Raw genomic sequence first — 25,300 nt, forward strand, 5'->3', positions numbered from 1 at the left:
TATGTTGAGTGATCGTGGCGAGCCCCCGCTGTCAGGGCGACTCGCCCCTTTCAACTACACATAATCAAAGCGCTTGCAGAAACTTCAGCAGCGCGTCCGTCGGCTGGTAACGAGTGCCTCGGATATTGAGCGGCGTGATTGCGGCCAGGGCACGCTCCTTCATGGCCAGATCAGCTTCAATGTAGCCGTGGGTCGTCACCGGACTCTCGTGCCCGAGCCAAAGCGCAATGACCGTGAGGTCAACCCCGGACTGCAACAAGTGCATCGCTGTCGTATGGCGCAGCGTATGTGGTGAGATCGTCCGTCCGCGCAGCGAAGCACATTGGGCCGTTGCAGTGCTCACAGCCCGTGCGATTCGTTCGGCTACGTTCGATCGGGTCATCGGCTTTCCCCAGCGGTTAGGCAGCAGAGGTTGAGTCTCTTGCAAGCCGGCGAATTCGATCCAGCGGCGAATCTCGACGGCAGTTTCCTTCCACAGTGGTACGGTTCGCTGCTTCCGCCCCTTGCCGTGCAGGCGTACCGATGGTGTGATGTCGAGTTCCAGGTCGTCAACGTGTATGCCGATCAGCTCAGAAACACGAGCGCCGGTGTTGTAGAGCATCTTGAGAAGCACCCGATCCCGGCGGCCGTACCATGTCGTTGAGTCGGGTGCATCGACGAGCGCCTGAGCTTCGTTTCTGGACAGGAACCCGAGCAATGGCTTGTCGAAGCGTTTCATCGGAATCGCGAGAATCTGCTGGGCGAGTAACAGCGCCGGAGGGCATTGGTGGGTGGCGACGTATCGCGCGAAGGCCCGTATTGCCGCGAGCCTCGCATTTCGGGTCCGTACGGTGTTGTGCCGTGCAACTTCGACATGCGCGAGGAAGCCGAGAATCAGCTCCGCATCGAAGTCGCCCAGCGTCAGTTTGGCCGGTGGCTTTCCGAGTTTGCGCTCGGCATAGGCCAGCACCAGCCGGAAGGCATCCCGGTAAGCAGCTACCGTTCTCGGACTGGCGGCCTGCTGTTGAAGCATGCGTTCGGCAAAGAAGCGCTGAAGCAATGCCGCGAACTCAGTTGGTTCGGCGAGCAGCGGGTTCATGTCGATGCTCCTTCGGTATAGCGGTGGAAACGCTCGCCAGCGACGGCCATCAGTTCCGGGATGCCTGTGAAGTACCAGTACGTATCGACTACCTTCGCGTGGCCCACATAAATCGATAAGGCCGATAGACACCGCGCGATGTCCTCTTCCTGTTGATGGAAGCGCAACGCGCTGCGTACGATAAAGGTATGGCGCAGATCGTGTAGCCGGTGATGCATGTAATCTCCACGAGGCTGCCAGCCAAGCTGTCTGCAAAGCGAATGCAGCACATACAGCACCCTCCGCCGATCAACAGGTCGACCGTCGTCGCGCACGAAGAAGTGATCGGAGCCGGGACGCAAGACGAGGCGGTCACGTAATTCCGCGTATGCCTGCAAATGTGGCGGGACGGTCGCATGCAAGGGAACGAAACGACGCTGATGACACTTGGCGTCGCGGATATCAAGTACTCCAACCTCGAGATCCACATCGGCTCGGGTCAGTGCCAGCGCTTCGGAGATACGCAGTCCGGTTGCCGCCAGTAACCCGAACAGCGTGCGGTAAGTGGCCGGACGTAAGCTTCCGGGCGGCCCAAGGCGGTCAGTCTCTACCAGGAGGGTTCGCAGTTCTACGTCGGTATAGATATGTGGCACAAGCCTCGGTGTCCGGGGCCGAAGAGATTCCGCGGGGGTATGATCGTTTCCGCGTCCGTGCGCAAGCAGAATCTGGCAAAGCTGCGCAGCACCTCTATGCGCCGTGCCCAACTGATCCGGTTTGGACGCTTCGACGCCCGCGCCCATTCAGCTGCGAGTTCCAGAGTGAACGTCTCCGCGCCGCATTGATCGGCGAAGCGGGCAAACGATTCAAGCTGTCGGCCATCGATTATTAGCTCGAAGCCAAAGCTGCGGCGATAGGCAAGATATGCGGCCACGCGAGCCGTCCAGGTTACAGTGGCGCTCATGATGTGCTCCCCGGCCACGGCAGTGCGACGCTGCGCAAGCCTTCCAAATCGACACGCGCATACACCCTGGCTGTGTTCAAGCTCCGATGTCGCAGCAGGTCCGAGATCTCTTTGAGCGACACGCCGGCCTTCTGCAGCCGCGTCGCTGTCGAACGCCGAAGCACATGCGTACTGCAGAACTGATCCGCCAGGCCGCAGCGTGCTGCAAACGCACGATTCATTGCATTGCGGATGGCCGCTACGCTGAGGGGGACACCAAAGGGCGCACGGTGGCGCACGAATATGGCGCGACTATCGGTTCGGGGACGACCTTCCCGAAGATAACGAGTGAGGGCTTCGCCGGTCTGTACCGGCAGGGGCAGATGTTGCGTGCGCTGGCTCTTGGTGCGATGAAGCGTCACAATCCCGTTTCGCCAATCTACGCAGTCCAGCGTCAAGTGAGCGGCTTCATCTCCCCGCAGGCCGAGGTCGAGTATGCAGCGGGCGATGGCGTAGTCTCGTAGACCAACTGGATAGCTTACGTCGAACGCTTGCAGGAAGTGTCCGAGCTGAACGTCCGAGAGCACCTTCGGAGGACTCCGACGCGGCCAGTTTGCAATAGCTGGTAGTGTCGCTGCGAGTATCCGGGTATCGTCACCTGCATCGCACGAAAGCGTAAATAGCTGCGCAGGCTCGTGCAAATGACACCGCGCGAACTGGGTTTCCAGTGGGCTGCAAGGTCGTGCAGGAATGAGTCGATATCTCCAGTAGTCAGCCGTTCAATACTGGGAACGTTGCCCTCGAAGCGACTGGTAAAGAATGCCTCCAGGTGTCGCACACGGTAGGTGCACGTCGACGATGTCAAGCCACAGGTGTTCTGCAAATGATCGTGGAAACGCTGGAGCTCGACGGCCATCGGGCTCATCGTTTTAGTGGTCGTCGCGCCCGCATTGGGCAACAGCGCAAGCAGATGATGGAGCGCCGCCCGCGTCTCCGATACGACAGACCGGCACGGTGCCGGACAGCTGCAGGTGGGGAAGTGAAGTCGAATGAAGCGTTCGATAAGCGCGTGGTCAATGCTCGTGACAGCCAACCGCTCAGACATCATCCAGTAGCTGAAATGTGCGAGGCAGCGAAGATAGGCCCCGATAGTACCCCTTGCATAGCGTCGGTTCTGCAGGGCCTCAATGTATGAAGTGATGAAGTTGCTCAGTGGGCCGTTCAACAGCCAATCTCGGCGAGCAAGGTGCGCCAAGCATGCGTCGGTGGACATGGTGATCTCCCGCGTCAGGTTTGCGGAATACCATGAAACCACCGATTATTATGCTCAGTTCTGGCCGACCATGATCGGGTTGTTGGTGCGTTGGCGATGCCGCGAGACAACACTCCCTCGCTCAGGCCTCGGCATAATCGTGGACCGGACATAACGCCTTCCGAGAGCCAACACGCGTTTCAGTGCCAGCAGACCACCGGTCTCGCACCGCCTCAAAAAAATGGTTGAATCCGATAAAGATTTTCCGACACTCTGCTTCAATCGATTCCGAACAACGGGCCGATATAAATCGGCGGGCGGTTACATATTCCGACTCTGACGGAGCGCCGCTTTTTCGCTGGAACGCCTGACGCGCTACAGTGGGCACGAACGCACAGATGCCGCCCAGCATCATCTTGACCGACATTTCGCCAACCACTAGGGGACGTCGGCTATCAGACGATGTGCACACCCTGGATAGCCGAACCATGATGCCCCACGCCGGCGCCGCGAGGTCCAGCGGCACGCCCGTCACGCAACCACGACCGCGGGTCTCTAGTGGTGCACCTTTGACTCTCACATCGACGTCATCTGGCCCTGCTTGATCCCGCCCTCAACCACGGCGAGGCTCCGACACAAAGGCTCCGCCGTTGCACCTCATCGTCTTCATATAGCTTTCGGTCAGCCTCGGTCAAATTGGCGGTACGAATTTCCCCGCAAATTGAGATAGCCTCGTATTTCACATCCATTCATTTCGGCTCATTCAAAATTTCCTTCGCTCGATTGTAATACACTAAACGCTTGCGCTCGACTGAGTTCGAGTATGATCGACCATCTCGCTCTACCCGATAACGCTCGCCGCGACTCGCGACGCTTTCTCGCTGCCGGTTCACAGGCGTCGTTTCCAATGTACCGAGTGTGGAGAGTGAATGCGCATGCTTATGGAGATTAGCGGGTAATACGACGCCCAATTTCTTGTCCTTCTGTAGAATATGGCGTGCACCGGACTTATCATAGAAGTACACAAGATTTTTGCCATCCATTTTCATGCGCTCAACCAAGCCAGCGGAGACCTCCGGTTGCTTGGCACTTGCTAGCGCAGTGCTTAATGCAAAAATCGCGCAATCGCCCGGAGATTTCTGTATGGCCAACTCTACAAAGCCGATGCGGGGTGGCGCATCATTTTTATTGCGGCCGGCGACCCGCATGGCATCAAGCAAGCTCTTGAGACCATGGTTCGAACCTGTGCTCTCTTCGCCCTGCAGAAAGGCTGACTCATAGACGACGAGAAAGCGCGAGCCATCCTCTTCGACCCGCAGGTCAATAGCTGCAAAATGTGACTCATTGCTTTCTGATCCCCGCGCCATCTTAACCACCGCCTGGCCTTGCCACGGTCCTTTCTTTTCCATGACAAACGATGCCAATTCATCAGTATTGCGCATGACATGCAATTCCATACCAGGCCGACGCTTTCGCTCCGCATCGACCATCGCCGACATCAATGCATCGTCCGCAATGTTGGTCACGCCACCCGGTTGACGGTTGAATTTCAGATCCTCATTCGCGTGATCGATCGCCAAATCGACGAGGCTGCGCGAAAGAAATTTCTTGATTATTCCCATACCGGGAGTTTGATGCGACGACCCCGCCACCTCCGACGCCCTTCCAATTTCGACGATTTGATTTTTCAAACTCGCCGCGGCGTTGAACTTTGTAGATGTACGCGTGGACGCCACCTTGATCGGCCAACCCTGACACCTCGCGTTACCGATCGATCGGATTTTCTCTCCAAGCTTATCAAGTGTTTTCTGAGAAATGCATTTTTGATTCAGCTTAATTGAGACCGCTTGACTCAAAGAATGCTTTGACGAAATTCGATTAAACAACCCCATACCCAACAACCTCACAATGCCTCACCAATGTCAATGATCGGCCACGCAAAACATAGATCAAACCATCCCCAAGCGCAGCCACTCAATGACTCAGCTTACCAATTTCAATCGGCAAGTCGACCGCACCAAGATGGGAAAGTACCGCCTCCGCATCCTTCGCAGCCTCTATCTATTTGATCGCAATATCGAGCACCGATCTCCTGATAAAAGCTCTTGCTCCAAGAAATTTCCAATTTTCCCAAACCACCAACGAGCAACGGGGCACGGCGACACATGGAGCAAGTTGGTGCCACCATTGAACGCACCGCCCTCAATTTACAGAATCTGATTCAACAGAAATATGAAATCATGCCGCAACATCGGTTAACTTTCACAACTCTGATGCAAATCACTTTGCGTCGCAATCAGCATTTTCATAAATCCCACACAGAATTTACTGATTTCGTGATGCCATCATCCGGCCCGTCGGTCACGCCGCCCCTCCCGGATCAAATGTTCAAAACAAACTTGGCAAATTCATCGAAGTTGAGTCGACACAGTCAATCATGCACCACTCATAAGAATGAATTGAATAAATTATTCTTCATATTGGCATCACGGATGATTTACATCGCAAACATTATCCTAGGACCCAGCCGAAGTGCCCGAGAAAGCTCGGCGCCGCCGGCCAATTTACGTGAATTTCAACTGAGGTTAACGGAAATGAAATATCTGCTTATCGCAGTGACTGCTGTATGCGCAATGCTGACCGAGCCTGTCTTTGCCCAATCAACACCGAAACCCACGCTGTCCGCGCCGGCGCAAACCGCGCGGGATAACTCGTATGCGGATACGGTGGGCCAGTGGGTTCCGCCATATGGCGAGCCTGTTGCCCAGAAAACGCGCGCACAGGTTTACCGGGAACTGGTACAGGCAGAAAACGACGGCCAGCTCGCATACTTGAATTCCACAATCTACGCACACTGATGGACTCTGTGCGCCATCGTCACCGACCGCTTCCCTCAACAAGATGGCGCACTACTTTTTCTCGGACCGGCACCCAATGCCAAGCCGATTATTGCGGCCACAACGCACAAGACGTTCCACTCTCTGTTAAGCCGCCAGGAACGTAAGCCGGTAGCCGTACCGGCTGATCGTCTCGATGCGCGCATTCGGCATGTGCACTGCAAGCTTGCGCCGTAGGCGAGAAACCAAAATGGTTACAGTCGACCGATCGACATCGTCCTTATCCTGCCAGCAGTAACGAATCAAGCGCTCACGCGATACTGGTAAATCGACCTCACGCATCAGACATTCCAACATCAACGTTTCCCGTTGTGTCACGACAAGTCTCAATCCCGTTGGCATCGACTTTGGTTCGTGCGTCCTCTTGTCGTTCGGCTTTCCGTCGGAACTCCAACACACCAGATTCCCGAGCGCCGTCCGATGGTAGGCTCGCAAACACTCATTGATCTCAAGAAACGAGTAAGGATGATCGAAGCACGCATCGGCTCCCATGCGCAGCGCACTCACACGATCCTGTGTCGTCGCAGCGCCTAGAACAGTAATGAGCACGGCCCCGCCACGACTCGATGAGAGCCGACGCAACATATCGAATAGCCCCGCATAGTCCGCCCGCTCAGCACACATGACGATGATTGCGTCAAACGCTTCTTGCTCCGCGACAAACACACCATCGCGCCAATCAGTGACATGCTGCACACTATGCCTGCACTCACGCAGCGCCTTGTGGAGCCATACTGCCCCTGGATGCTGCCCGGCCATAAACAGAATACGCAAACCTCACTCCGAATCCCGATGCGGCGTCGCAGACGCTCACGCCAACGTTCGCGACCAACAATCAATCGACACACGTGTACCCGGATCCGCGTCACCGATATGCAGCGCGAAATCATGAACGTTTACGACCGCTGCTACGATGCTCAAACCCAACCCACCTCCGGTCAAGTGACGCGTCCGCTCACTACGATAGCCAGGCGCCAGTACCGCCTCACGCTCCTTCGGAGCAATTCCTATGCCGTTATCGACCACGTCAACCTGCGGGCCGAACGCGGTCTGCCGCAATTCGAGGCAGACCGCGCCTCCTGCGTGTGTGTACTTGAATGCATTGTCGAGCAAATTACTAATCGCCTCAAAAAGCAAAGCACGGTCTCCGTGAATCCGCGCAGACCGTTCGACCAGCACATCGAAGCGGATCAAACAACTCTCCGCCAACGGCTCAAACAATTGCCCCAGCTCCGCCACGAGCGCCCCAAGATCCAGCACATCAAAGCCACCACGTCGCTGAAACGCACCGATTTCGGCGATACGCAGCATCGCACGAAATCGCCCCAGCAGATCGCCCGTCTCGCGGCGCGCCCGATCGACCAGTTCTCGCAGTACGGCATCGTCATACAAGACCGCACGATCAACAGCACGCGTCAGCAACGATTGCACGTGAAACAGGGGTGTACGCAGATCGTGCGCAATGCCATCGCACACGCCCTTTACCTCGCGCATCAACCGCTCGACTTCCGTCAGCATGTGATTGACGAGATGCGCCAACATGTCGAGTTCGTCTCGACCGCCAATCGGCAAACGTTGCCCCAGATCACCCTGCGCAATGCGGGACGTCACCTGGCGGATAACCTTCAGGCGCTGCATTTGACGGAGGCTAAGCACCAGCCCGCCCGCGATCCCCGCGATGAGACTGAGAAAGCCCCCTGCCAACAATGTGTCGATGATCATTTCACGAATGCGCAATATGTGCGTCAGATCGCGGGCTAAGACGAGCCTGTCGCCATTCGGGCGCCGAACGGCAATTGCGCGCACGACCGGCGCCATCTCGCCAGCCGTAAGCGTCAGCGAACGATCCAGCGTGAGACCCGATCGATCGAGTTTCAGGTGATCCGGAAATGCTAGAATGTCGCCCGCAATATGCTGGCCGTCTGGCGCAAATAACCCGTAGTAGTTCGCATGCATACGCTCCCGCTCGAGCCGATTACGAATGACAGCGGCAAGTGTGCTGTCGGGCAATGAATCGAAATAGACTACCTCCCAATGCATCACGACATCGGTTTCGTTTTCCATGACGTGTGTGATCATGCTGGCCACGAAGCCAAGCAGCACCATGACGGACATTGCAAAAACGACCGCATAAACCGCGACGAAGCGAAACGCCGACGAACACCAGCGCTGCGCCAATGGGTGAGTGCGCCATATCGAAAATTCTCTCATTCGCCCTCCGCTCACTCGAGCAAATACCCCGCCCCACGAACCGTCTTAATCATCGGTTTTTTCCCGGGTGAATCGACCTTCTTGCGCAAACGCCCCATGTGCACATCGATTAAATTCGTTCCGGGATCGAAATGGTATCCCCATACCGCCTCGAACAACATGGTGCGAGTAATCGTCTGTCCGGCGTGCCGCATCAGGTATTCGAGAATCCGATATTCAGTCGGCAAGAGTGGGATTTCCTCGCCGTCTCGGCTTAACTTACGGGAAATTAGATCAAGCGTGAGTGGTCCGACCATCAATGTCGTCTGCACCTGGCGGGGTACCGCACTGCTACGTCGCACCAGCGCCTCGAAACGCAAAGCCATCTCTTCGAGATCGAACGGCTTTGTAAGATAGTCGTCGCCGCCCGCGCGCAAGCCGCGGATACGCTCGTCGACATCGCTCAACGCACTGAGCATCAGCACTGGTGTGCGAATTCCGATACCACGCATCGTCGTCAGGATGGATAAGCCGTCAACACCCGGCAACATTCGGTCGAGCGTGATCACATCGTGTTCGCCACTGACTGCGCGGGCCACGCCATCACGCCCATTGTCGATCCACTCGACCACGTAGCCGCGGCCAGTGAGTTCAGCGACAATCTCGTTTGCGGTGATTTCGTCATCTTCGATCGTCAATACACGAACCATAGCATTCCCCTCCCCCGCAACCCTGATAACAAGGTTGCTCAGCATCCATAATTCGGATACCAAACCATTACTTAAAAATAATCGGAACGTCGTTCCAAACCGGCATCGCGCTCTTGTGCGAAAACATCGCAGACCTAGCTACTGCCGGCATAGCTACTGCCGGCAGGGTACATGTAAGCCATCCCGCACCGACCATCGTTAACATGAAAAATATTTCAGGGGACCATTCCTTGCGCCCCTCAGGCCGTCATCCTGACCTTCCTTCTTGGCAATAGCTCCGCGTCCCGCGCCCTCAGGCGTACCCTCCCGCCCGTCATCCCCGTGGAACGGTACGACGCCGCCCGGTCACCATCCTCACTCCACTAAAACTTGCTTCATCAAAATGCCACCGCTTTGACGATCAAAGAGCCTTAACTTGAATGACCACCCTAGGTTCTTGCCTCCCCTGTCTAACCATATCTTCATTAAGGAATTTCAAATGAGACGCCTGTCACAATGGCTCGTTTGTTCAGTTTTGGCTTCCGCTTGCACCGGGGCCTTTGCCGCTTCAGCACTCACGCCCCAGCAGTGCAGAGCCTATCCATTCGTTCGTCCCAAGGGACCGCTTACACACAAAATGCTCATGGATGAATTGTCCGAACTCGAGTCGGTCGGTTACGAGCCGTCGGCCGGAGACGAGGGAAACTATCCGGACGACATCGACACTGCGCAGGCCAAGCTAATGCAGAAATACCGGCATGATTGTCTTGGCGCGTCCCAAACCACGACGGCAAACCAACCGTAACCCAACCACGGTGCCCGCGTGAGACATGCCGCGCTGAACGACCTTCACAAGCAGTCGATTGTCCTGCATGCACCGCTATGCAGGACACATTCGACAGTCCGCTGACGGGCAGGAACCGTCCGGGAACCGGGGTCGCGAAACGGGTGTATGACACATAATGGTATCGCACCCATCTCCGGGTTCAGGGCCGCGTCAACCGCTCAAAATACGAATATTCCTATCCACCCCCAGCCCCCCCTCCGATTGGCACGGACCTGCACGCTTGAGTTCATGCAGGAGCGCGTGCTCTGCACGATAGAAACCATCGCCTTAGTTTGAGCGTACTTTTTCGACAGACGAGCACATATTTCGTGATCCCGGGGACAAAGCGAAGCGAGTGTAAATGGCATTCGCCGCGATGAACCAATCGTCCACGTGCAGCAGTTCGTCCTACCTTTAGGACACTGTACAAGGCCATCAGGCGGTGCGTGGCGTTTGCATAGGTTGGCGAAGCGTATTGAACACAAACGTGCTCGTTCTGCGGCACCAATCCGTTCAGTAGTCGGAAATGTATGGCCGGACTTGGAATAAGGCAGTAGATGTGCAGCGATTGCGGGACGGTACACGACCGCGACACAAACGCCGCCCGGAATATTGCCCGCCAGGGACTTCAAGCGCTTGCCGAAGGATTCCCTAGGGTTTAGCCCGAAGAGGAAATCAAACTCCGCCACGATCAGCCAGACATCTCTTTCTTATCCGCTGGATCGCTCTGCACAGAAAACGCAAAGCAACATTTTGTTTTCCCGCTGACAAACAGCCGTGCCTACCTATCTAACCGCTACCGCCACCACCGAAGCCTCGTAGGACGCGTTACCCGGGGCGCAAACCGCTCGACGATCGCGCAATACCGACCGGTAGCATTCCGCCCGCGGTGATCCTCACTCGCGCCAACCGTAACGACGCCCCCTCTCATCGAGGCCATTCCACCCATTCAGGGACGGCCGCTGTCGAAGCCTATCGTCACACTAGCCAATCGCGGCCACGACCACGCAAATATCGCAGGCCACTTCAAGCCGCCAGCATTTCCACGCATTACACTCGTCGTTGTGAGCCGAGCGGCATCAAACACACCTTTGCATGTGTCGCCCCGCTTCAGCCCCCGCTGCGCATCCAGCTCGAACGCCTCACTGCCACCCATGATGGCGCCCATGGAATCGACGCCTGCATCATCTGCTCGTGGTGGCCTCGAGACTCATTGTGTTAGTGCTTCCTAGCGAACAACATTCCTGAAGCGTTTGCGGTCTGACCAATCAACCGCTCACGCATCAATGCGCTCAAGGCGAACACGCATACCGCCTAACACCCTCTCCGAAACGCACGCGAGAACGCACTGACCCCACACCCGACGTCACAATAACCAAGACTGGCATCTACGTGATGCTCACGCGAACACGGAAGGAAAGCTGCTGCTCAAGTACAAGAACCCGGAAACGAGTGCGCCGCTCACCAAGAGCGGCGCATACCAAGGTTCCCACAACCACCAACTCGCGCCAAGTATCGAACAGCAAACCCGACAACGAGCAAGACGAATGTTAGGCGATCAGCCAAGTTGACAAAAGCGGATTCGGATGAATAGTGATACGAAATATCCGATTCCAGTGAAGTCGTCAAAAGTATGCTGCAGGACCGCCCCGCCTCGCAACGACCAAGAAGATGGCTTCTTGACACCGGGCAATGCCGCGCAAATCCCCGGCCTTGTCCACGTGGCCACAAACAGAGCAGCGCCCCAACGCACCGGGCACGCTATACACTCCTGGCTAAACAATGTTTCACCTATATCCCCCCAGAGATTACCCAATCACAATCAATTACAATATACTATTTTCAGGATTCGGCCAGTCTGGCCCCGCTTGTATGGAGACGTGACTCATGATGGTTTTCCCCTTCCTTCTTTTTTTCGCTGGAATCGTTTCCTTGATGGCCGGCCAACGGCGCCTGTCGATCATCTTTTGGGCAATCGCCATGATCGCAACGGGCGTACTTTTCCACCTTCATGCCACCGATCCCCTGCACCTTGCTTTTTAGACGCCTCACCGAATCGACCAAGCCACAGATCAGCCAAGAAAATGGCAAGCCGTGGCCGCCATGACGCGGCGCCCCATGCCAGCCGCCCCAGCCACACGTGCCAATAGGGCGGACCATCACACTGACCGCACTCCGGGTTCGCTCCTTCGATGCCGGCACGGGCGCCGCTCAATGAGCCTGCCGCCCTGCCCCCCCATGGGCTACGAACGTCCTCGACGCTCGCAGCGCCCGTCGCGCGCCGATCTACACTCAATTCGGCCCCGATACCTGTTCACACATGACATGCGATCTGGCAAACGAAGCTGAATTTCGGAATTGTCCCAGCATATATCAGCCATATCTCATGGACGGAACTTCAGCGCAGATCAATACTAGAAATGTGCACATGGCTGTTCGGTGTCATGCCTCGACTTGGCGCATGATTCGTTGCCGCGCGCTTCAACAAGTCACGTTTCGTAGCAGGCCGGTTCCAGCGTGCACGTGAGCATCGGCACGAATTTGTCACTGAATGGAGATACACCTTTGACCCCGGCACATTTGCTCACCTGTCGCGTTAGCATCCCGATTGACGGCGTCACGTGCAGTTCCGACGGCCGCTATCGCATTACGCTGGATGGGCAATCCCGTGTGGTGGCATACCATGTCGACACAAATCACTGGTTTCTGCTTGAGTCGTCAAATCAGGCGCCATACGGTCGGGTCATGACGGTGCCGGTGCGACGAACATCTTCCGGCGCTTGGGAACGAGGCAGAGGTACTGCCCCGCCCCTTGCAGGTGCGCATCATGAAATATGCTTGCCGTCACTCATTGAGGCGCCACAACATACCCGCCCGGTACCGAGGATTTTGCATTTCATTTGGATTGGCGACGCCCCGCTCCCGGACGCACTCGCGAGCCGCATCACCCAAAACGCCGAACGATGTCCTGGATTTCAATGTCGGCTGTATCTGGATACCCATGATCGCACGGCACGTGAGCGCATGATTGGGCAATTTCAAACGACGCCGCGCATGACGCTAGTCGACCTGCAACACGACCTACGCTTCCAGGCCTTCCGGCGGTCGCCGCTTGGCCAGTTCTATCGGCATTTCGCCAGCTCGACGGGAAACAACTACAGCGCCGCTTCGGATATTCTGCGAGCGTACCTTCTCCATCGCGACGGTGGACTATATCTGGACGTGGACGATGTTGTCTCCTACCCTGTACCCGCCCTTCGTGACTTGCTGGCCGGGCCACGCGATGTCTTGCTCAATCGCATGGTGACGGCAGAAGAGTATGGCTTCAGCGGTTACCCGAGTTCAAACTTTGCTTGTCACCCGGGCAACCCAGTGCTCGCCGCATGGCTTGACGAAATGACCCATCGCCTGATGGGCGCATCCCGGTTCCTGCAGCAGCCGCGGCCATGGAAAACAAAATCCCAAGCCGACCACGGCGCCCTGCTCGAATACATTTCGACGATCTTCCGGCTGGTCGGTCCGGGTGCATTCAACGATGCCCTTCGCGCCAGCCGCCCCGACTATTACTACATCGAGCGGGATCTGGTCAGCGCATATCGCATCGCGACCGTATCGCCTGCGGAACCACGCTTCGTGTTTGACCGCTACTTCGATGCCATGCATGTGGCCAAGGCCTTTTATTTACCTTTTGCCGAACCGGAATTCGATGTCGCGATCGGAAGTGCTCATAGCTGGAATCCAACCGTGGCGACAAGAGGGGAACACAATGCCCCCCTTCATCAATCAACCTTAAGCGGCGTTACCTGAACACCATTCGCCGCAAGGCGCGACTCCGGATCCTGGCGACATGGTTTCAGCCATGGTCGTGCCAGGTAGATCTGGTGGACAGCATGAGCATATTCACTACCCAAGGATGGCGTGCGTGAATGATAGGCCCCGACCGCACGCCATGTTGGCCCATATTGGTTGACTGCATCACGAAGCAACGCCGCCCCGACGTCCGCATTGACGGCTGGATCCTGAAGCTGCTTCAAATCAATCCCCTCGCGACGTAAGGTCGGAAAGTGGATCGAATTAATCTGCATGATCCCAACATCGACCGTTCCATTTGCATCGTGATTCAATGCATCCGGGTTAAGGTGAGATTCGTAATACGCAATCGCCCTTAGTACATCCGGATTCACGTGATACCGTTGTGCTGCATCCGTGATGCAGTCCGCATGCGCCTGGCCAGCCATGCACAATCCGATCACCAATGATACCCCTACCACACGCCATTTGATGCAACGCTTGTATCGATTTACAGCCACGCCCCACCTCTATTGGTAAAATATTGCACAAACCAATTTGACGAACCCATCATTAGAAAGTTCATCATTTGCGTGATGATCGAATAGCGACGCGAGCACCACCCCCTCTCACGTATCGCGCCGTCGAAGAACATGCATTTCCTCAATTTTGATATCAGAATGTCTTGGATGTCGGGCCGGAAAACACTGAATCATTGCCACCACGCATCCGTACCGCGATTCTCCCGCATTCCCCATTGAACAGGCGCCACAACGATCGAACCAACCGCCTCATCGCTGCCACGCGGTTCGCAAATTACACATCGCCCTGTCCTCGACAATGAATTGACCAGGCGCACCGCCCACATGAGGTGAAGACTCGCTCATGGGTTAAATATGCATGGATAATTCATCTTTTTTGTTTTACAATCCATTTCATGGAGATCACTTATAATGCAACCCTAAACAAACGAAATATTGCCGCGCATGGCATTCCTCTCGTCCATGCAAGACTTCTCGAATGGGAAACGCTCCGATGCAAACGTGATGAGCGACACGGTACCGAGGAAGTACACTATATCGGCTACGCTTACATTGGCCCACGACTCTTCTGCGTTGCTTTCATCGAATCAGCACGCCATCGATATGTGGTGAGCCTGCGAAAGGCATATTGCCGAGAGACGCTTCACTATGGCGATGTTAAACCGATAACCATCACACCGACACCAGAGGAGGAAATCGCAATCCGCCATGGAATTTCCGTGGATCCAGACACCTACGAACTGTGTGAAACCGAGTTCGAACTATTGCAATCGCGAGGATTTTGGATCGGGAATCGTGCAGCAGAGCCACAAGAGGCAACTCCCAATGCACAAATCGATCCGGACCTACTTGATCGATTTAAAGCCAGTGGCCCCGACTGGCAAACACGGATCAATGCCGTCTTGGCCGAATGGTTGAACGCACACTCCCCACAAAAATCTGCAAATGACATTGCCATTTAATATATAACTTATATTTTCATGTTCATCCATGCCGACACTAAAGAAATCACGAGATGCGCACGCCCGGCACCACGAGTGCTCATCGCCTTCGCCGGCACGAACCAGCCCCCCATCCCGATCATGGACGACCCGAGATCGGGCATGCCATATGCGATGAGGTCAATGGGCCCAAATGCTTGGTCTGCTAGTTGCTGCTCCGGTCATTTCACATCCGTATCGCTTAGAAGACCCGTGTCAGGATGCGACTGTGGCACATGAAGCTGACGACGCGTCCACACGTAGTCGAAGTTCTTATGACGGCCCTTATACAGATATCCCGGTAATAAACCGATCGGCTTTTGACCGCTCACCTTGACTCGAACCCCCGTCCCATCTGCCAATTCCGCAATGCCCGCCGCCAGTTTCGAGTTCGTATTGACGTGTGCCCGGCCAACTAATGCCACCCATTTTCCGCCGCCGATGGCGGCTTGGTGTTGTCGAATGGTGGCCGCGCCAAAATAATTCATTTTCCGCAGCCGGGGAAGGCGGTCCACCTCCTCTGCGGTCAGGAAATCGGGCGGTGTCGCTATTAACGGGTCATAATAAGCAGCGATACTGTCGATCGCCCTAACCGCGACGCTCTGCGTCCGAGCCTCGCCGAGCAGAGTTTTATAATTGTAGGCCACCGATTCAGGTCTGCCGGTCGTGCGTTCATCCACCCAAGCCTGCAACGTATGGGACAAGGGTGCAGCAGGCGACGCCAAGTAGGCGTCGATATCGGACTGGTGAAGGTCAGCCAGGAAACCCTCGACATAGAGGGTCCGCACGCCCTGCCGTTTGAGCTCGGCCATATTTTCAATCAGCAGTTGCCGACTTGCCGGCTGGTCGTGTAGCTCCCCCAGTACGATGCCTTCCTTTCGGGCGAACAGCGCCGCAAAGGATTGCGCATCCGACAGATCCGCCGGAAGAACAGGGGCTTGCGCGCGTGGAGTCCGGGGTAGGCGTGACAAGTAATCCTTGGCTGCATTGTCCAGACGATCAGAAAGCAAACGGATCTGGTCACGCCCTCCCCGTTCCGCGTCGTTAAGTTCCTTGTCCTCGATATGCTCAAGCGCACGTCTCGCACTCGGCGGAAAATCGGAGACCTGAAAATTTTCCAATTCGACAGTCGTCAGATCACTCGGATCCGACGGCAGTAATTCAAACGTCAGTTTGCCGTGGCGTCCCCCGAGGCCTACCTCACCGATCACCGCCAATCGCTCGGCGAGCGTTTCCGCGCGAAACACTCCGTCCTCCAGACGCAAGACGAGCCAACGCTCCCTCGCGCCAAGCACAAACCGGTTTGATGTGCCGCGCCACTTCCTGATTTCCGCGAAGCGTCCGCCAATTTTGAGATACCGTGTGCCATCATCCCTTTGGCGGATTCCCATTCGATCAGGAGGCCCCAATTCCTCGCTTGTCACGCCGGGCGAAAACATATCAGGTGTGACCCGACCTACCACCTCCGACGAAACATGTGTCGATGTTTCTTGCTCGGGAATCCAGTGCTTCCCGTCCCATTCGATCACACTGGCTTCGCTCAATGCCTTGAGATGTGTACTCACTCTGGCCTGGAAATACTCGCCGTCTGGGCTGAAACCGGCGTTTTCCACGTCGCCGAGACCGCCCGTCACAGCCATGAGCGCCAGGTTGACCGCATCCGAGAGTGCCGCGCGCAACCCTGATCGGCGCTCGTCATCGGTATCCGCCTCGATCGCCTTGTCGATATGCAGCCCAAGACTGACGAACGGCGTTACCGGATTGGGCATCACAAAATTCACCGCGTCGATGTAATCGGTCCACACGTCCTGCGACACTTCGGTATCAGATTTGACTGCAAGATCCAGATCCGAATAGCTGCGGGCCCTCTGCCGTTCGGCCAGTTGCCGAAACAGACTCGCGCTCGCCAACGCATAGCCAGCCCGCCCCACCCTGCGCTGACCGACATGGCCATCGGATTTGGCAAACTGCGCAAGCCAATGGTCGACGCCAGCCTTGAACATGCCGTCCTGCCGGTCGGACAACGAAAAGTGACGCGCTAATTGACGCCGCTTGCCGACATCCCGACAGCTTTCGACAAACCATTGCCGCATGTCGTTCTCCTGCGCAAAAGCGACGAATCGCGCATCCGGGCGGTCGCGTCGTGGCAAATAGAGCACAATGCGTCCGGTACTTCGATCCTGAAAGGTCAGCATGTCGGTGGCAAGATATCCATTCACCTCGACAAGTGCGACCTCGATGCGACGCGGGGAATCGAGATAGCGTACCCCGCCTAGCACACACTCGACGTCCGGCGCTGTCAGATGGGGCGCTACATGCTTTAGATCGCGCGCCAGCGCGACGCCGTTGTTGATTTCCTGAAGATTCTGATGTTGCCATCCCGCATCGAGCTTGGCTTTCGCCACCTCATAGAAATCGATATCCCACACCAGTTTCATCAGCGTCGATGGCTTGACGCGCACTTCATTAGCGTGATCGAAACGGTGTCGCCCCGTCGAATTCCCCTCATATACGCCTGCCAAGGCATCAAGACTCCAGGGATTTTCCTGGTCATGTGCAGGAAAGTTCGTCAGGAGACATGCCGTCAACGTGCGTTCGTCCAACGGCTTGACGCCATGTCCCCACCCGGTCACCGCCGCCCCGTCCTGATACCCGAGCTCGAAGCGCATCAAATAGGCGTCGTCGGGGTCGACTTCGATGCCTAACTTCTCTCGAATGGCGCGCTGCATTGTCGTACGCGCGAGCGCCCAGATATCCGGAAAAGCGTCGTTCAGACGCCGGTAAAATGCATCAACGGCCGAGAAATTACCGCTCGATAGCGGCTGCGACTGAATGCGGTCCCAGCTCGTCCAGTCGGGATCCGTCATCTGTGTGGGGTCCTCGGTGCCCACTTCCGCGATCCGTTGCTCGTCCACGACCGGCAATACGACCTCGGACATTTCCGTGCTGTTTCTCGCACCCTCCGCGTCCGTCACAGTTGCGCTCATCCTCAACGCTTGGTCGATGTCCGATCCACGAGAAGCATGGCGATCAAAACGCCAGCGCCAACCATCCCAATGAACACGGTAACGCGGACCATCCGATGCGTGACGGTCAAACACTTCACATCGAAGCGTGCCGTCGGCGCTTTGCTTGACTTCAGCCGACACCAACGCGCCTCCCATTTCGATCACGTCGTACCGCTCCGGATTGGCGCCCAACTGCGCCTCCCCCACCGCGTAAAGTCTGGCACCTCCGGGCAGCAAGTTCTTCGATTCGATGTAACTGCTACCCCGCTCAAAAGGAACGGCTAGTTGTCGCAACATGCTGACTTCCGCCTGATTGAAAACGGGAACACCATTGCGCTTCCAGGTGTGCCAGGTCTTCGACAATGGCTCGACGTAGAGTTCATTTCCTGGCCGCACACGTCGTTCCACAGGATCGAATTCCAAGGTGGATGCAACGCATCCTGCCTGCGCTCCGCCGTCTTGATGACTCACGGTCCCATGCGGGCAATGCAGTTCCACTACACAGGGCTGGTTTTCGATCCAGACATAGGGGCGCCCGTCAATGCGGCAATCAACCTCGAACTCATCAGGCAAAAATGCCGCCGCCGCGTGCCCCACTGCCACACGTCCCTTGCTGGTACGCGGATTCAACTCAACCCATTTCGGCCCTGCAGGCGTATCGGCAACATACTGATTACCGTTCACGTGCGACAGTCTGGCCCAATCTTCCGGAAAGCCCATTTCCAGTAGCAGCGAATAGCTGATTCCAGTATTGGCGTCGCGCAAGACAAAGGTACCGCCCAGCGGGGTTGGGGCCAGCCGGGACTGACCAGTTGAGCGGGACTCTGCAACGTCAGCGACAGGCAAGCCCGGCGATGAAGCGACAACGTTCAGGAACCGACCCGCTTCCGGCCGCCATTGACTACATGGGTTGTCACCATAGGGGTAAGCCAGCCGCCCCTCATAATGTTGCACAAGCAGTCTCGCGGTCGCCGGAGGCAACCCGAAGATCGCGATATCGAGCGCCGCTCGGGCAGTTGGATCGTCGGGGTTGTGCCGAATCGCGGAGAGTGGCGCATGCGATACGATCACCATCCCTTTTTGTCGCCCCTGCGGGGTCCAAATCTCGTCAAAAATCGCGCATCTGGATGGATCGGATACCCCCTCAGCACGCAGCGTATCCCGCTTAATTCCACTGCCTCGGAACGGTTGCAGCGTGAGCGCCAACTCGTCGGCCTGGAACTCCGACAAAATGCCGGCGCGCTCCCATTGCCCGATCAACTGACGCAGCGCACGTTTGCTATCATCGAGACCGTTGGCTGCTTGATCCCCACCCTCGAACGACGTAACACGGGCGGACCGCCGGGGAACTGCTTGCGCCATCGGAAAGCGTAGGGGGTCCTGCGCGGAGGCCCACCATCCGGCGGCCCTGTCATACCACGCGATATCGCGTGGCAAAGCGGCATCGCCAAGTCTTGCTCCGGCAGCTGACGGCGATGATCGATGAGCTGCCATTCTTGAAGGAAGATCGCCGGCCGCGCAATCCAGGCGACGACGGGTTTCCGACCGAACCGATCCAGTATTCCCTGGCGCTTCTCCCGCTCGCAACAACAGGCCGGGGGTGACATTCGAACCGCCCCTCACCTCGCTTCCTTGACGCAATTGCCGAGTGTTCGGATACTTCGAGCGACCAGTCAAATGCGCCTCATGGCGATTGAACCGCGCATCGTACCAACCTGCCGCCTTATCTCGATAATTCGCATCGAGCGAATCGATCTGTACTGCCGTGGATCGGTTCCGGCACCGCTCCATGGTCGATGCCAATCCAACCGCCGGACTGTCAACGACCACGATATTCGTCACCCAGGTCAACGCACCGAGCAAGGCACTCGCCTGCGCCTGCGCCATCGGATTACCGGGTACGCGGGCCAGTGCGTCAATGCGCCGCTGGTTGGCACGATTGCCGATATAACATTGGGACCGGCTGTAGTGACAACCGGTATTTTTTCGGTATTGAACAAGAGATAACGGCACCGGACTTTCCTCCCGCGGCTGCGCCAGAAACGACAACACTATTGACCGCGATGCCCAATCTCGCTATCCGTTTCCACTCCTGTTCTCGCGCCCCTCACCTCTGCGAACGTTGGCCCCTCTCACGCTGCATACGAGCGCCGTCGCCCGGAAAGACCTGGCGTCCGCAAAGAGTCGGAAAATTTCCTCTCGACCTGTCCGCAGGATGGGGAAAATGCGAGATCATCGCGACGTGAAGCGGCGGCTGGTTTCCGCCACCACTGTATTGCCGACCATTGAATGGAGCTCAAATACTCATCACCCGCTGATTAGCCGCGTCCGGTCGTATGCTCACACGATACGAGCGGTGAGCAAGGCTGCCACATCGCCAACGGTGTTCAGCCGAAAAACGTCGTCGGTCTCCAGCACGATCCCGTAGCGATCCTCGAGCGCCATCGCCATGTCCAGCAATTCCAGCGAATCCATTGCCAGATCCTCAATCAGCCGCTGAGAATCACAAAATTCTTCTGGATCTCTACACAAAATTTCCCCAAATAGAACCTTGACGTCTCCCGCCGTCTTAGACACTACACTTTGTTCATTCACGTCGTCCCGTCCTTCATAAATTTTCCACAATGAGGCAGCCTCCCCAGACGGAGTATGGCTCGCCTTCCCGTGCCGCTTTACATTAACTGCTGCTCTTGACGCCAGTTGCGCCAGAATTCGTGCCGTAACGAATCCCGCCTGCACTCGTCACCACCTGAGAATCCCGCTTTGGCCGCGATGTCTCCTGTTCAGCACGCACGCCTTCATTACGCTCAGTATCGGGCTCGCTGCTTGCTTCAGCGCTTGGGGACTCGTTCGTCCGCTTGCCCTCATTCAACAGGTCTAGGAGGCGATCAGACGGCCGCTTAACAGTTTCAGCCCCTTTCTGAATTCCCTTAAGTTGGTCAATGACGCCAACCATCAACTGCTGCATCGCCCCATCCATTCTCGTACCGTCCGTCTTTTGCGCGAATCGATCGATTCGTGGAGTCCGCCCCTTGAGACTGGGTGACTTCCACAACGGTGGCTCCGGAGCGGGGGGTGGGGCGGGGGGGGAGAAACTCGTCGATTCCGTCGATTCATTTTCTTCCTGAATCGGTATGGCAGCACTCACATCGCTTTCAGTTTGCTCGCCAAGCAATTCAGCCCTGACATGCTCAGACTCGCTACGCTGTTCGTCCCCAAGCTTCAATGGCACCCGCTTGAGTGGACGTGCCAGTTCGCGACCTATTTCTTGCTCCCTCGAATCAATCATCCGCATCACTGGCGCAAGCGCTTCCTTGACTGCGTCGCCGAGCGATACTTTGATTTTTGGAGCGAAATTAATTCGGGGAGATCCAAAATTCTTGCATTGATTGAACAGTTGCCCCCCCATCCTCGCCCCATATGGCGAAGCTGGATCCTGACCATCTGGCGACATTCTCGGGTCATCAGGCCCCAGCGATTTCCCTCTCTCGCTTTGAGAGGGCCGCTGATCATTTCCATCGTTATTCGAACTCGAAAACAAAGGTCGAATAAATTTTTCCAAATCCCCGCACGCATCCAGCACAGTGTTAATCTGACCTATCGAAACGTCATGATATTTTGAATATCTCGCACTATCCAGCCAAGACGCCATCTGAGTCATATGATGCGTATACCACGCATCCGCCATCTCAATTATTTTTGAGGTCAGCTCCCTGTTTTTCAAATATGGCTCCTTACTCAAAATATGCTCGACGATGTGATCGTCGATTCCGGCATGATAGGATTCCATAATTTCTGAGCGATCTTTCATGAACCATTCGTGCACCGCCTTGTTTGCGGCCGCGAATGCATTGCTCGTCTCGCCATGCTGAAACCCCATCTTCAGAGGATGTTTTTCGAGTGATGCTTGAGCGGACTTCAGAAATTTCCCGAGCGCCTGAGTGACCTCTTTGGGAATTTCTACCGTTCCCTGCCGGGACGCCGCGTATACCACGACGGCCAACGAGGTCAGTTGATTGCGCTCGATCTGCTGAATATTCCCATTCAAGAGCTTCACCAACTCACCGCCCGTTTGGCCATCAACATGGGCCAACGCCTGCTCGCGATAGAAATCATTCCAACTCCTCGCGCCAGGGTATGCGCCATCGGACACCCTAGCCTCCGAAGGCATCGTTTTCGACGTGTTACTGCTCACGCCATTCAACTGGTCGCTAATCTTCTTCGGATGCGCATCGCTGCCCCCCCCAGATATCTTCGACATCAACAGTCGAGGGGAATCCGGCACATTGCCGACACCCGTGATGGGCGAACCAAAGGATCCATCTCGCCCGAAAGAACCGGACATCGGTTTAGATACGTGACTCCCATGGATTGCCGTCATCACCCATTCCTATCACAAATCAAACACAAAATGCCACGCACTAGTTCGTGCGTGGCTCGTGCAATTAACACGCCACAGTCGAATTCAAATCTGCAAATATTGCTTATCCGTGTCGATCATCGATTGAACCGTGCTACTTACGACCTTTACAAGGTTATCGAAATTAGAGTTCACATGCGAATATTTTTCCGCAATTGTCTGACCCGCATTCTCCAACTGGCTCTCCAACCCCTGAAAGCCAGCCCACCATGCCTGATAAGCCGCAGGATTCATGTCGACAGTGCCCCCATTATTCATATCACTTAATGGCTTCCACATTTGGTGCACAATCGAGTCATCGTCCGTATTCAGCGAGACGTTTCCGTTTCCGTCTACTGAAATTACAGACGGAATAAGCGACCCCAACTCCTCTTTAAATTGATCCACATTATCTACATGCAGAATTGTGCCACCCATGCTACTCATAATATTCCAAAGATCATTTTGAGCATCCTCAACATCAAACGAAATGCTCTTTCCATCCGATGATGAGTGTATATAGCTTGCAATGTGTGCCATGTAGTTACTTATCTTTTGAACAAGCTTCATGACCGCCTCGACCACGAGCTCCAACTTATTCAACTCGTCCTGCCCCGCCTCCATGGTGTGATTCAGACCATCGATGATGTCCTGAAACGGATTGTCATCACCCACATTCGACTGGCCAGTCGCCGCTTGACTTACTTTGGCATGCGAATCCAAGTTGCCGTACTTGGCGTCGAGCACCTGAATATCCGCTGCTACACGACCAATCTGCTTGTCGCGCTGCCTACGGCACGCACGCATCGCCAGCGCCAGTCCCTTGAACCGGCTTTCAAGATCATTGCCGCCTTTCCTGGCCCCGTTGCCTTTCAACAGATCGAACAACGCATCCAATTGCCACTGGAGCGAATCCTTGGCGACTCCACCTTCCTGCGTCGTCCGCGCTGCTTCCAGCACACCTTGCGACGCTACGTCCACCCCATCATTCGGGCGACGCAGCATCGTGGCCGCCATGCCACCTTGTCCAGCTACTACCGTAGTCATATTCATCTCCAACAGTCAAATCAAACCGGAAACGCGCCCTGTCACTCAGTCGGCAAAGCACGAACCCAATCCAATCAGAAATTCCTGCCGATTGCGGCCGCGAATCCAGCGCGGCTCCAAACCCCGACCAGTCCAGGTGGCCCCGCTGTCCGGATCGCGATATTTCGGCGCGATCTTGCGGGGTTTCAACTGGCGCTGCAGCTCCTGCAGCTTGTCCCGACCATAGATTTCCACAACCTGCAACCCGTACTGCTCGACTTTCGCGCGCACATCACTGAGCACCACATCCCGCTCCTGTGATTGCACGCGCTCCACTTCTCGCGCCAACGCTTCGGCCTGCGCCTTGAGCTGTTCGTAATCCTTCATCGTCCTAACATTCCTTGATTCATGTGGGCCGCACCGGCGCTCTTGTGGACCACCCGGCGCGGAACGCCGACAAATTTATTTTCCGACGCACCCGAGACGATGACTTTCAACTACTGCTCATTGCGGAAACACCTCGCGTCGGCTGCCGCCCCCGACCGAAGTCAAAGGCGGCAGCCTCCCGCTTTACACGATCTTGCTTGCCACGACACTGCCGAGATCGCTCTGCTGGCCCACCAGCGCCCGAACGACCGCCAGCATGTCTTCCTGGACCGTCTTGACCTTTCGGGCGCTATCCTGATGCAGGTTGCCCACCTGGCCCCACAGCTCGGCGAAACGGCCATCGATCGTCTCTTCCGAACGGTCCTCGCTCTTCGCCAGATCCGCCGCCGCGCTCGCCTGACGGTGGGCCATTTCGCCAACGGCCGACATCAAACGGGCCCGCGCGTCGCATCGCCGCATCTCGACGTAGTTGAACTCGTGATTGATCTGATGCGCACGCTGTGCCACGCGATGGCGCTCGGTTTGCCCCGCGATCGCCTGCGAGTGCTTCCAGCCCGGCTCCGACGGACTCGGCTCGACGCCGACCATCTGACGCTCGGCCGCCTCCTCCTCGGAACGAGCCTGATCCGCACGCTCGGCTGCCGCATTGCGCCGCTCAACCGCCTGCTCACGGTCCTGGCCGATCTCACCGTTTGCCATGCCCGACTCACCGAGCGGTTCCTCGAGCGGCTGGAGCGGCTTCAGCTCCACTTCCCGCACCTCTTCATTGACCGCTTGACGCGACCCGAGCAGACCCTTCTGCGCATCCAGCGTCAGTTCTTCGTTGGCATTCGCCCGGCCCATCTCCTCGGTGAGGGACGTCTCGTTGATTTTCAGGCCCTTGAATTCCTGCACGGCCGAACCCACGCAGAAAGCACCCTGCAGCACCGCTCCGGAGATCGCTCCCTCAAGCTCATCCTGCCCCTGCTTGATGATTTCCTGAGCCTGCTCTTGCGTGACCTTGAGCTGGGTAACCGCCATGTCTGCGCCCATCTTCTGGAATGCCCGACCTTCGGCGAGCAGGGCGGACTGAAGGGCAATAATGACATCGAAGCCGTCATCCACGGTCGAATTGCCAAACAGACCGACCTGGCCTTGCCCACGCACAGGCTTCGGCGTCTCGGCGCTCGAGTGAGCCGATTTCGCGCCCGCCTGACCCGTTGCGGCCTCCAGGGCGCGCTTGAGCACTTTCAGTGTGTCGACAGATGCCGGCACGATGGGCCGTGCCAACTCGGTTCCGGTGTCGCCCGTTGCCCGATGCGCGGCGCCAGCTGCCGCC

General features: G+C 56.5%; 21 protein-coding genes and 1 pseudogene. 7 read left to right on the forward strand and 15 right to left on the reverse strand.

The genetic code is table 11. The annotated features are described in order from the left end of the window. Positions 1-64: 64 nt before the first annotated feature. The 5 genes from WS49_RS17395 to WS49_RS17410 all read right to left on the reverse strand — a co-directional run bounded on the left by WS49_RS17395 (position 65) and on the right by WS49_RS17410 (position 5,141). Positions 65-1,078, reverse strand: a complete 1,014-nt coding sequence (locus tag WS49_RS17395) for a site-specific integrase (RefSeq protein WP_059530986.1) — start codon at positions 1,076-1,078, stop codon at positions 65-67. Next, on the reverse strand, positions 1,075-1,710 hold the full coding sequence (locus tag WS49_RS17400) for a tyrosine-type recombinase/integrase (protein ID WP_218921269.1): 636 nt from the start codon (positions 1,708-1,710) through the stop codon (positions 1,075-1,077). Before WS49_RS17400 ends, WS49_RS17395 begins: the two co-directional genes overlap by 4 nt. A 304-nt stretch (positions 1,711-2,014) precedes the next feature. Next, positions 2,015-2,584 (reverse strand): tyrosine-type recombinase/integrase, encoded by a 570-nt coding sequence (locus WS49_RS36500; RefSeq protein WP_218921270.1) that lies wholly within the window; start codon positions 2,582-2,584, stop codon positions 2,015-2,017. Then, a complete protein-coding gene (locus WS49_RS35860) occupies positions 2,536-3,270 on the reverse strand; it encodes a site-specific integrase (protein WP_208456503.1) in 735 nt (244 codons plus the stop codon). Before WS49_RS35860 ends, WS49_RS36500 begins: the two co-directional genes overlap by 49 nt. A 728-nt stretch (positions 3,271-3,998) precedes the next feature. Beyond that, positions 3,999-5,141 carry a YopJ family acetyltransferase gene (locus tag WS49_RS17410; protein ID WP_082722041.1) on the reverse strand — a complete coding sequence of 381 codons (1,143 nt, stop codon included), beginning with the start codon at positions 5,139-5,141 and terminating at the stop codon, positions 3,999-4,001. Between the two features lie 273 nt (positions 5,142-5,414). On the opposite strand from WS49_RS17410, the gene WS49_RS36385 reads away from it, so the two are divergent. Beyond that, positions 5,415-6,107, forward strand: coding sequence for a DUF4148 domain-containing protein (locus WS49_RS36385; protein ID WP_306453907.1), 693 nt, complete (start codon positions 5,415-5,417; stop codon positions 6,105-6,107). Between the two features lie 126 nt (positions 6,108-6,233). Here WS49_RS36385 and WS49_RS17415 read toward each other — a convergent pair whose 3' ends face one another. Genes WS49_RS17415 through WS49_RS17425 form a run of 3 tightly spaced genes read right to left on the reverse strand, consistent with a single transcriptional unit; the run spans position 6,234 to position 9,046 of the window. Beyond that, on the reverse strand, positions 6,234-6,920 hold the full coding sequence (locus WS49_RS17415) for a response regulator transcription factor (protein ID WP_059530992.1): 687 nt from the start codon (positions 6,918-6,920) through the stop codon (positions 6,234-6,236). Positions 6,921-6,956: 36 nt separating this feature from the next. Continuing rightward, positions 6,957-8,357 (reverse strand): sensor histidine kinase, encoded by a 1,401-nt coding sequence (locus WS49_RS17420; RefSeq protein WP_059530995.1) that lies wholly within the window; start codon positions 8,355-8,357, stop codon positions 6,957-6,959. 11 nt (positions 8,358-8,368) lie between these two features. Then, positions 8,369-9,046 carry a response regulator transcription factor gene (locus WS49_RS17425; RefSeq protein WP_059531035.1) on the reverse strand — a complete coding sequence of 226 codons (678 nt, stop codon included), beginning with the start codon at positions 9,044-9,046 and terminating at the stop codon, positions 8,369-8,371. A gap of 478 nt (positions 9,047-9,524) precedes the next feature. Between WS49_RS17425 and WS49_RS36505 the strand changes: the two genes are divergently transcribed. The 5 genes and pseudogenes from WS49_RS36505 (at position 9,525) to WS49_RS17435 (ending at position 13,658) form a co-directional block, all read left to right on the forward strand. After that, on the forward strand, positions 9,525-9,830 hold the full coding sequence (locus WS49_RS36505; protein ID WP_059530998.1) for a DUF4148 domain-containing protein: 306 nt from the start codon (positions 9,525-9,527) through the stop codon (positions 9,828-9,830). A 578-nt stretch (positions 9,831-10,408) separates the two neighbouring features. Then, the gene (locus tag WS49_RS36510; RefSeq protein WP_156437299.1) at positions 10,409-10,513 is read left to right on the forward strand and encodes a zinc ribbon domain-containing protein; all 105 of its coding nucleotides are present in this window, start codon (positions 10,409-10,411) and stop codon (positions 10,511-10,513) included. 131 nt (positions 10,514-10,644) lie between these two features. Next, positions 10,645-10,929: pseudogene (locus WS49_RS36515) on the forward strand (hypothetical protein); the annotation flags it as partial. Between the two features lie 809 nt (positions 10,930-11,738). After that, on the forward strand, positions 11,739-11,894 hold the full coding sequence (locus WS49_RS35105) for a DUF5993 family protein (RefSeq protein WP_156437300.1): 156 nt from the start codon (positions 11,739-11,741) through the stop codon (positions 11,892-11,894). Positions 11,895-12,689: 795 nt separating this feature from the next. Next, the gene (locus WS49_RS17435; RefSeq protein ID WP_175981867.1) at positions 12,690-13,658 is read left to right on the forward strand and encodes a glycosyltransferase family 32 protein; all 969 of its coding nucleotides are present in this window, start codon (positions 12,690-12,692) and stop codon (positions 13,656-13,658) included. Here the strand turns inward: WS49_RS17435 and WS49_RS33755 are convergent. Beyond that, on the reverse strand, positions 13,631-14,089 hold the full coding sequence (locus WS49_RS33755) for a lytic transglycosylase domain-containing protein (protein ID WP_082722044.1): 459 nt from the start codon (positions 14,087-14,089) through the stop codon (positions 13,631-13,633). The two genes, WS49_RS17435 and WS49_RS33755, sit on opposite strands and share 28 nt — an antisense overlap. A gap of 488 nt (positions 14,090-14,577) precedes the next feature. On the opposite strand from WS49_RS33755, the gene WS49_RS33760 reads away from it, so the two are divergent. Beyond that, positions 14,578-15,144 carry a BrnA antitoxin family protein gene (locus WS49_RS33760; RefSeq protein ID WP_082722045.1) on the forward strand — a complete coding sequence of 189 codons (567 nt, stop codon included), beginning with the start codon at positions 14,578-14,580 and terminating at the stop codon, positions 15,142-15,144. Between the two features lie 200 nt (positions 15,145-15,344). On the opposite strand, the gene WS49_RS35110 is transcribed toward WS49_RS33760, so the two are convergent. The 6 genes from WS49_RS35110 to WS49_RS35675 form a co-directional block, all read right to left on the reverse strand. After that, a complete protein-coding gene (locus WS49_RS35110; protein WP_156437302.1) occupies positions 15,345-20,183 on the reverse strand; it encodes a membrane-targeted effector domain-containing toxin in 4,839 nt (1,612 codons plus the stop codon). Between the two features lie 327 nt (positions 20,184-20,510). Continuing rightward, the gene (locus tag WS49_RS36400; protein ID WP_082722046.1) at positions 20,511-20,909 is read right to left on the reverse strand and encodes an acyl carrier protein; all 399 of its coding nucleotides are present in this window, start codon (positions 20,907-20,909) and stop codon (positions 20,511-20,513) included. Next, on the reverse strand, positions 20,848-22,551 hold the full coding sequence (locus tag WS49_RS35115; protein ID WP_156437303.1) for a hypothetical protein: 1,704 nt from the start codon (positions 22,549-22,551) through the stop codon (positions 20,848-20,850). The genes WS49_RS36400 and WS49_RS35115 overlap by 62 nt, the downstream gene beginning before the upstream one ends. An 84-nt stretch (positions 22,552-22,635) precedes the next feature. Then, positions 22,636-23,616, reverse strand: a complete 981-nt coding sequence (locus WS49_RS17450) for an IpaD/SipD/SspD family type III secretion system needle tip protein (protein WP_179949165.1) — start codon at positions 23,614-23,616, stop codon at positions 22,636-22,638. Positions 23,617-23,661: 45 nt separating this feature from the next. Then, positions 23,662-23,982 (reverse strand): H-NS histone family protein, encoded by a 321-nt coding sequence (locus tag WS49_RS17455; protein WP_059531015.1) that lies wholly within the window; start codon positions 23,980-23,982, stop codon positions 23,662-23,664. A 183-nt stretch (positions 23,983-24,165) separates the two neighbouring features. Then, positions 24,166-25,300 (reverse strand): hypothetical protein (locus tag WS49_RS35675; protein ID WP_179949550.1); only part of this gene is annotated, 1,135 nt, incomplete at its 5' end.

Source organism: Burkholderia sp. RF7-non_BP4, assembly GCF_001521935.1.
GTDB classification, from domain to species: Bacteria; Pseudomonadota; Gammaproteobacteria; order Burkholderiales; family Burkholderiaceae; genus Burkholderia; species Burkholderia diffusa.

Coding starts and splice junctions, on each gene's coding strand:
- WS49_RS17395 (WP_059530986.1), bottom strand. CDS start 1,078: ATGAACCCGCTGCTCGCCGAACCAACTGAGTTCGCGGCATTGCTTCAG.
- WS49_RS35860 (WP_208456503.1), bottom strand. CDS start 3,270: ATGTCCACCGACGCATGCTTGGCGCACCTTGCTCGCCGAGATTGGCTG.
- WS49_RS17410 (WP_082722041.1), bottom strand. CDS start 5,141: ATGGGGTTGTTTAATCGAATTTCGTCAAAGCATTCTTTGAGTCAAGCG.
- WS49_RS36385 (WP_306453907.1), top strand. CDS start 5,415: ATGGAGCAAGTTGGTGCCACCATTGAACGCACCGCCCTCAATTTACAG.
- WS49_RS17420 (WP_059530995.1), bottom strand. CDS start 8,357: ATGAGAGAATTTTCGATATGGCGCACTCACCCATTGGCGCAGCGCTGG.
- WS49_RS17425 (WP_059531035.1), bottom strand. CDS start 9,046: ATGGTTCGTGTATTGACGATCGAAGATGACGAAATCACCGCAAACGAG.
- WS49_RS36505 (WP_059530998.1), top strand. CDS start 9,525: ATGAGACGCCTGTCACAATGGCTCGTTTGTTCAGTTTTGGCTTCCGCT.
- WS49_RS36510 (WP_156437299.1), top strand. CDS start 10,409: ATGTGCAGCGATTGCGGGACGGTACACGACCGCGACACAAACGCCGCC.
- WS49_RS35105 (WP_156437300.1), top strand. CDS start 11,739: ATGATGGTTTTCCCCTTCCTTCTTTTTTTCGCTGGAATCGTTTCCTTG.
- WS49_RS33755 (WP_082722044.1), bottom strand. CDS start 14,089: ATGGCTGGCCAGGCGCATGCGGACTGCATCACGGATGCAGCACAACGG.
- WS49_RS33760 (WP_082722045.1), top strand. CDS start 14,578: ATGGAGATCACTTATAATGCAACCCTAAACAAACGAAATATTGCCGCG.
- WS49_RS35115 (WP_156437303.1), bottom strand. CDS start 22,551: ATGACGGCAATCCATGGGAGTCACGTATCTAAACCGATGTCCGGTTCT.
- WS49_RS17450 (WP_179949165.1), bottom strand. CDS start 23,616: ATGACTACGGTAGTAGCTGGACAAGGTGGCATGGCGGCCACGATGCTG.
- WS49_RS17455 (WP_059531015.1), bottom strand. CDS start 23,982: ATGAAGGATTACGAACAGCTCAAGGCGCAGGCCGAAGCGTTGGCGCGA.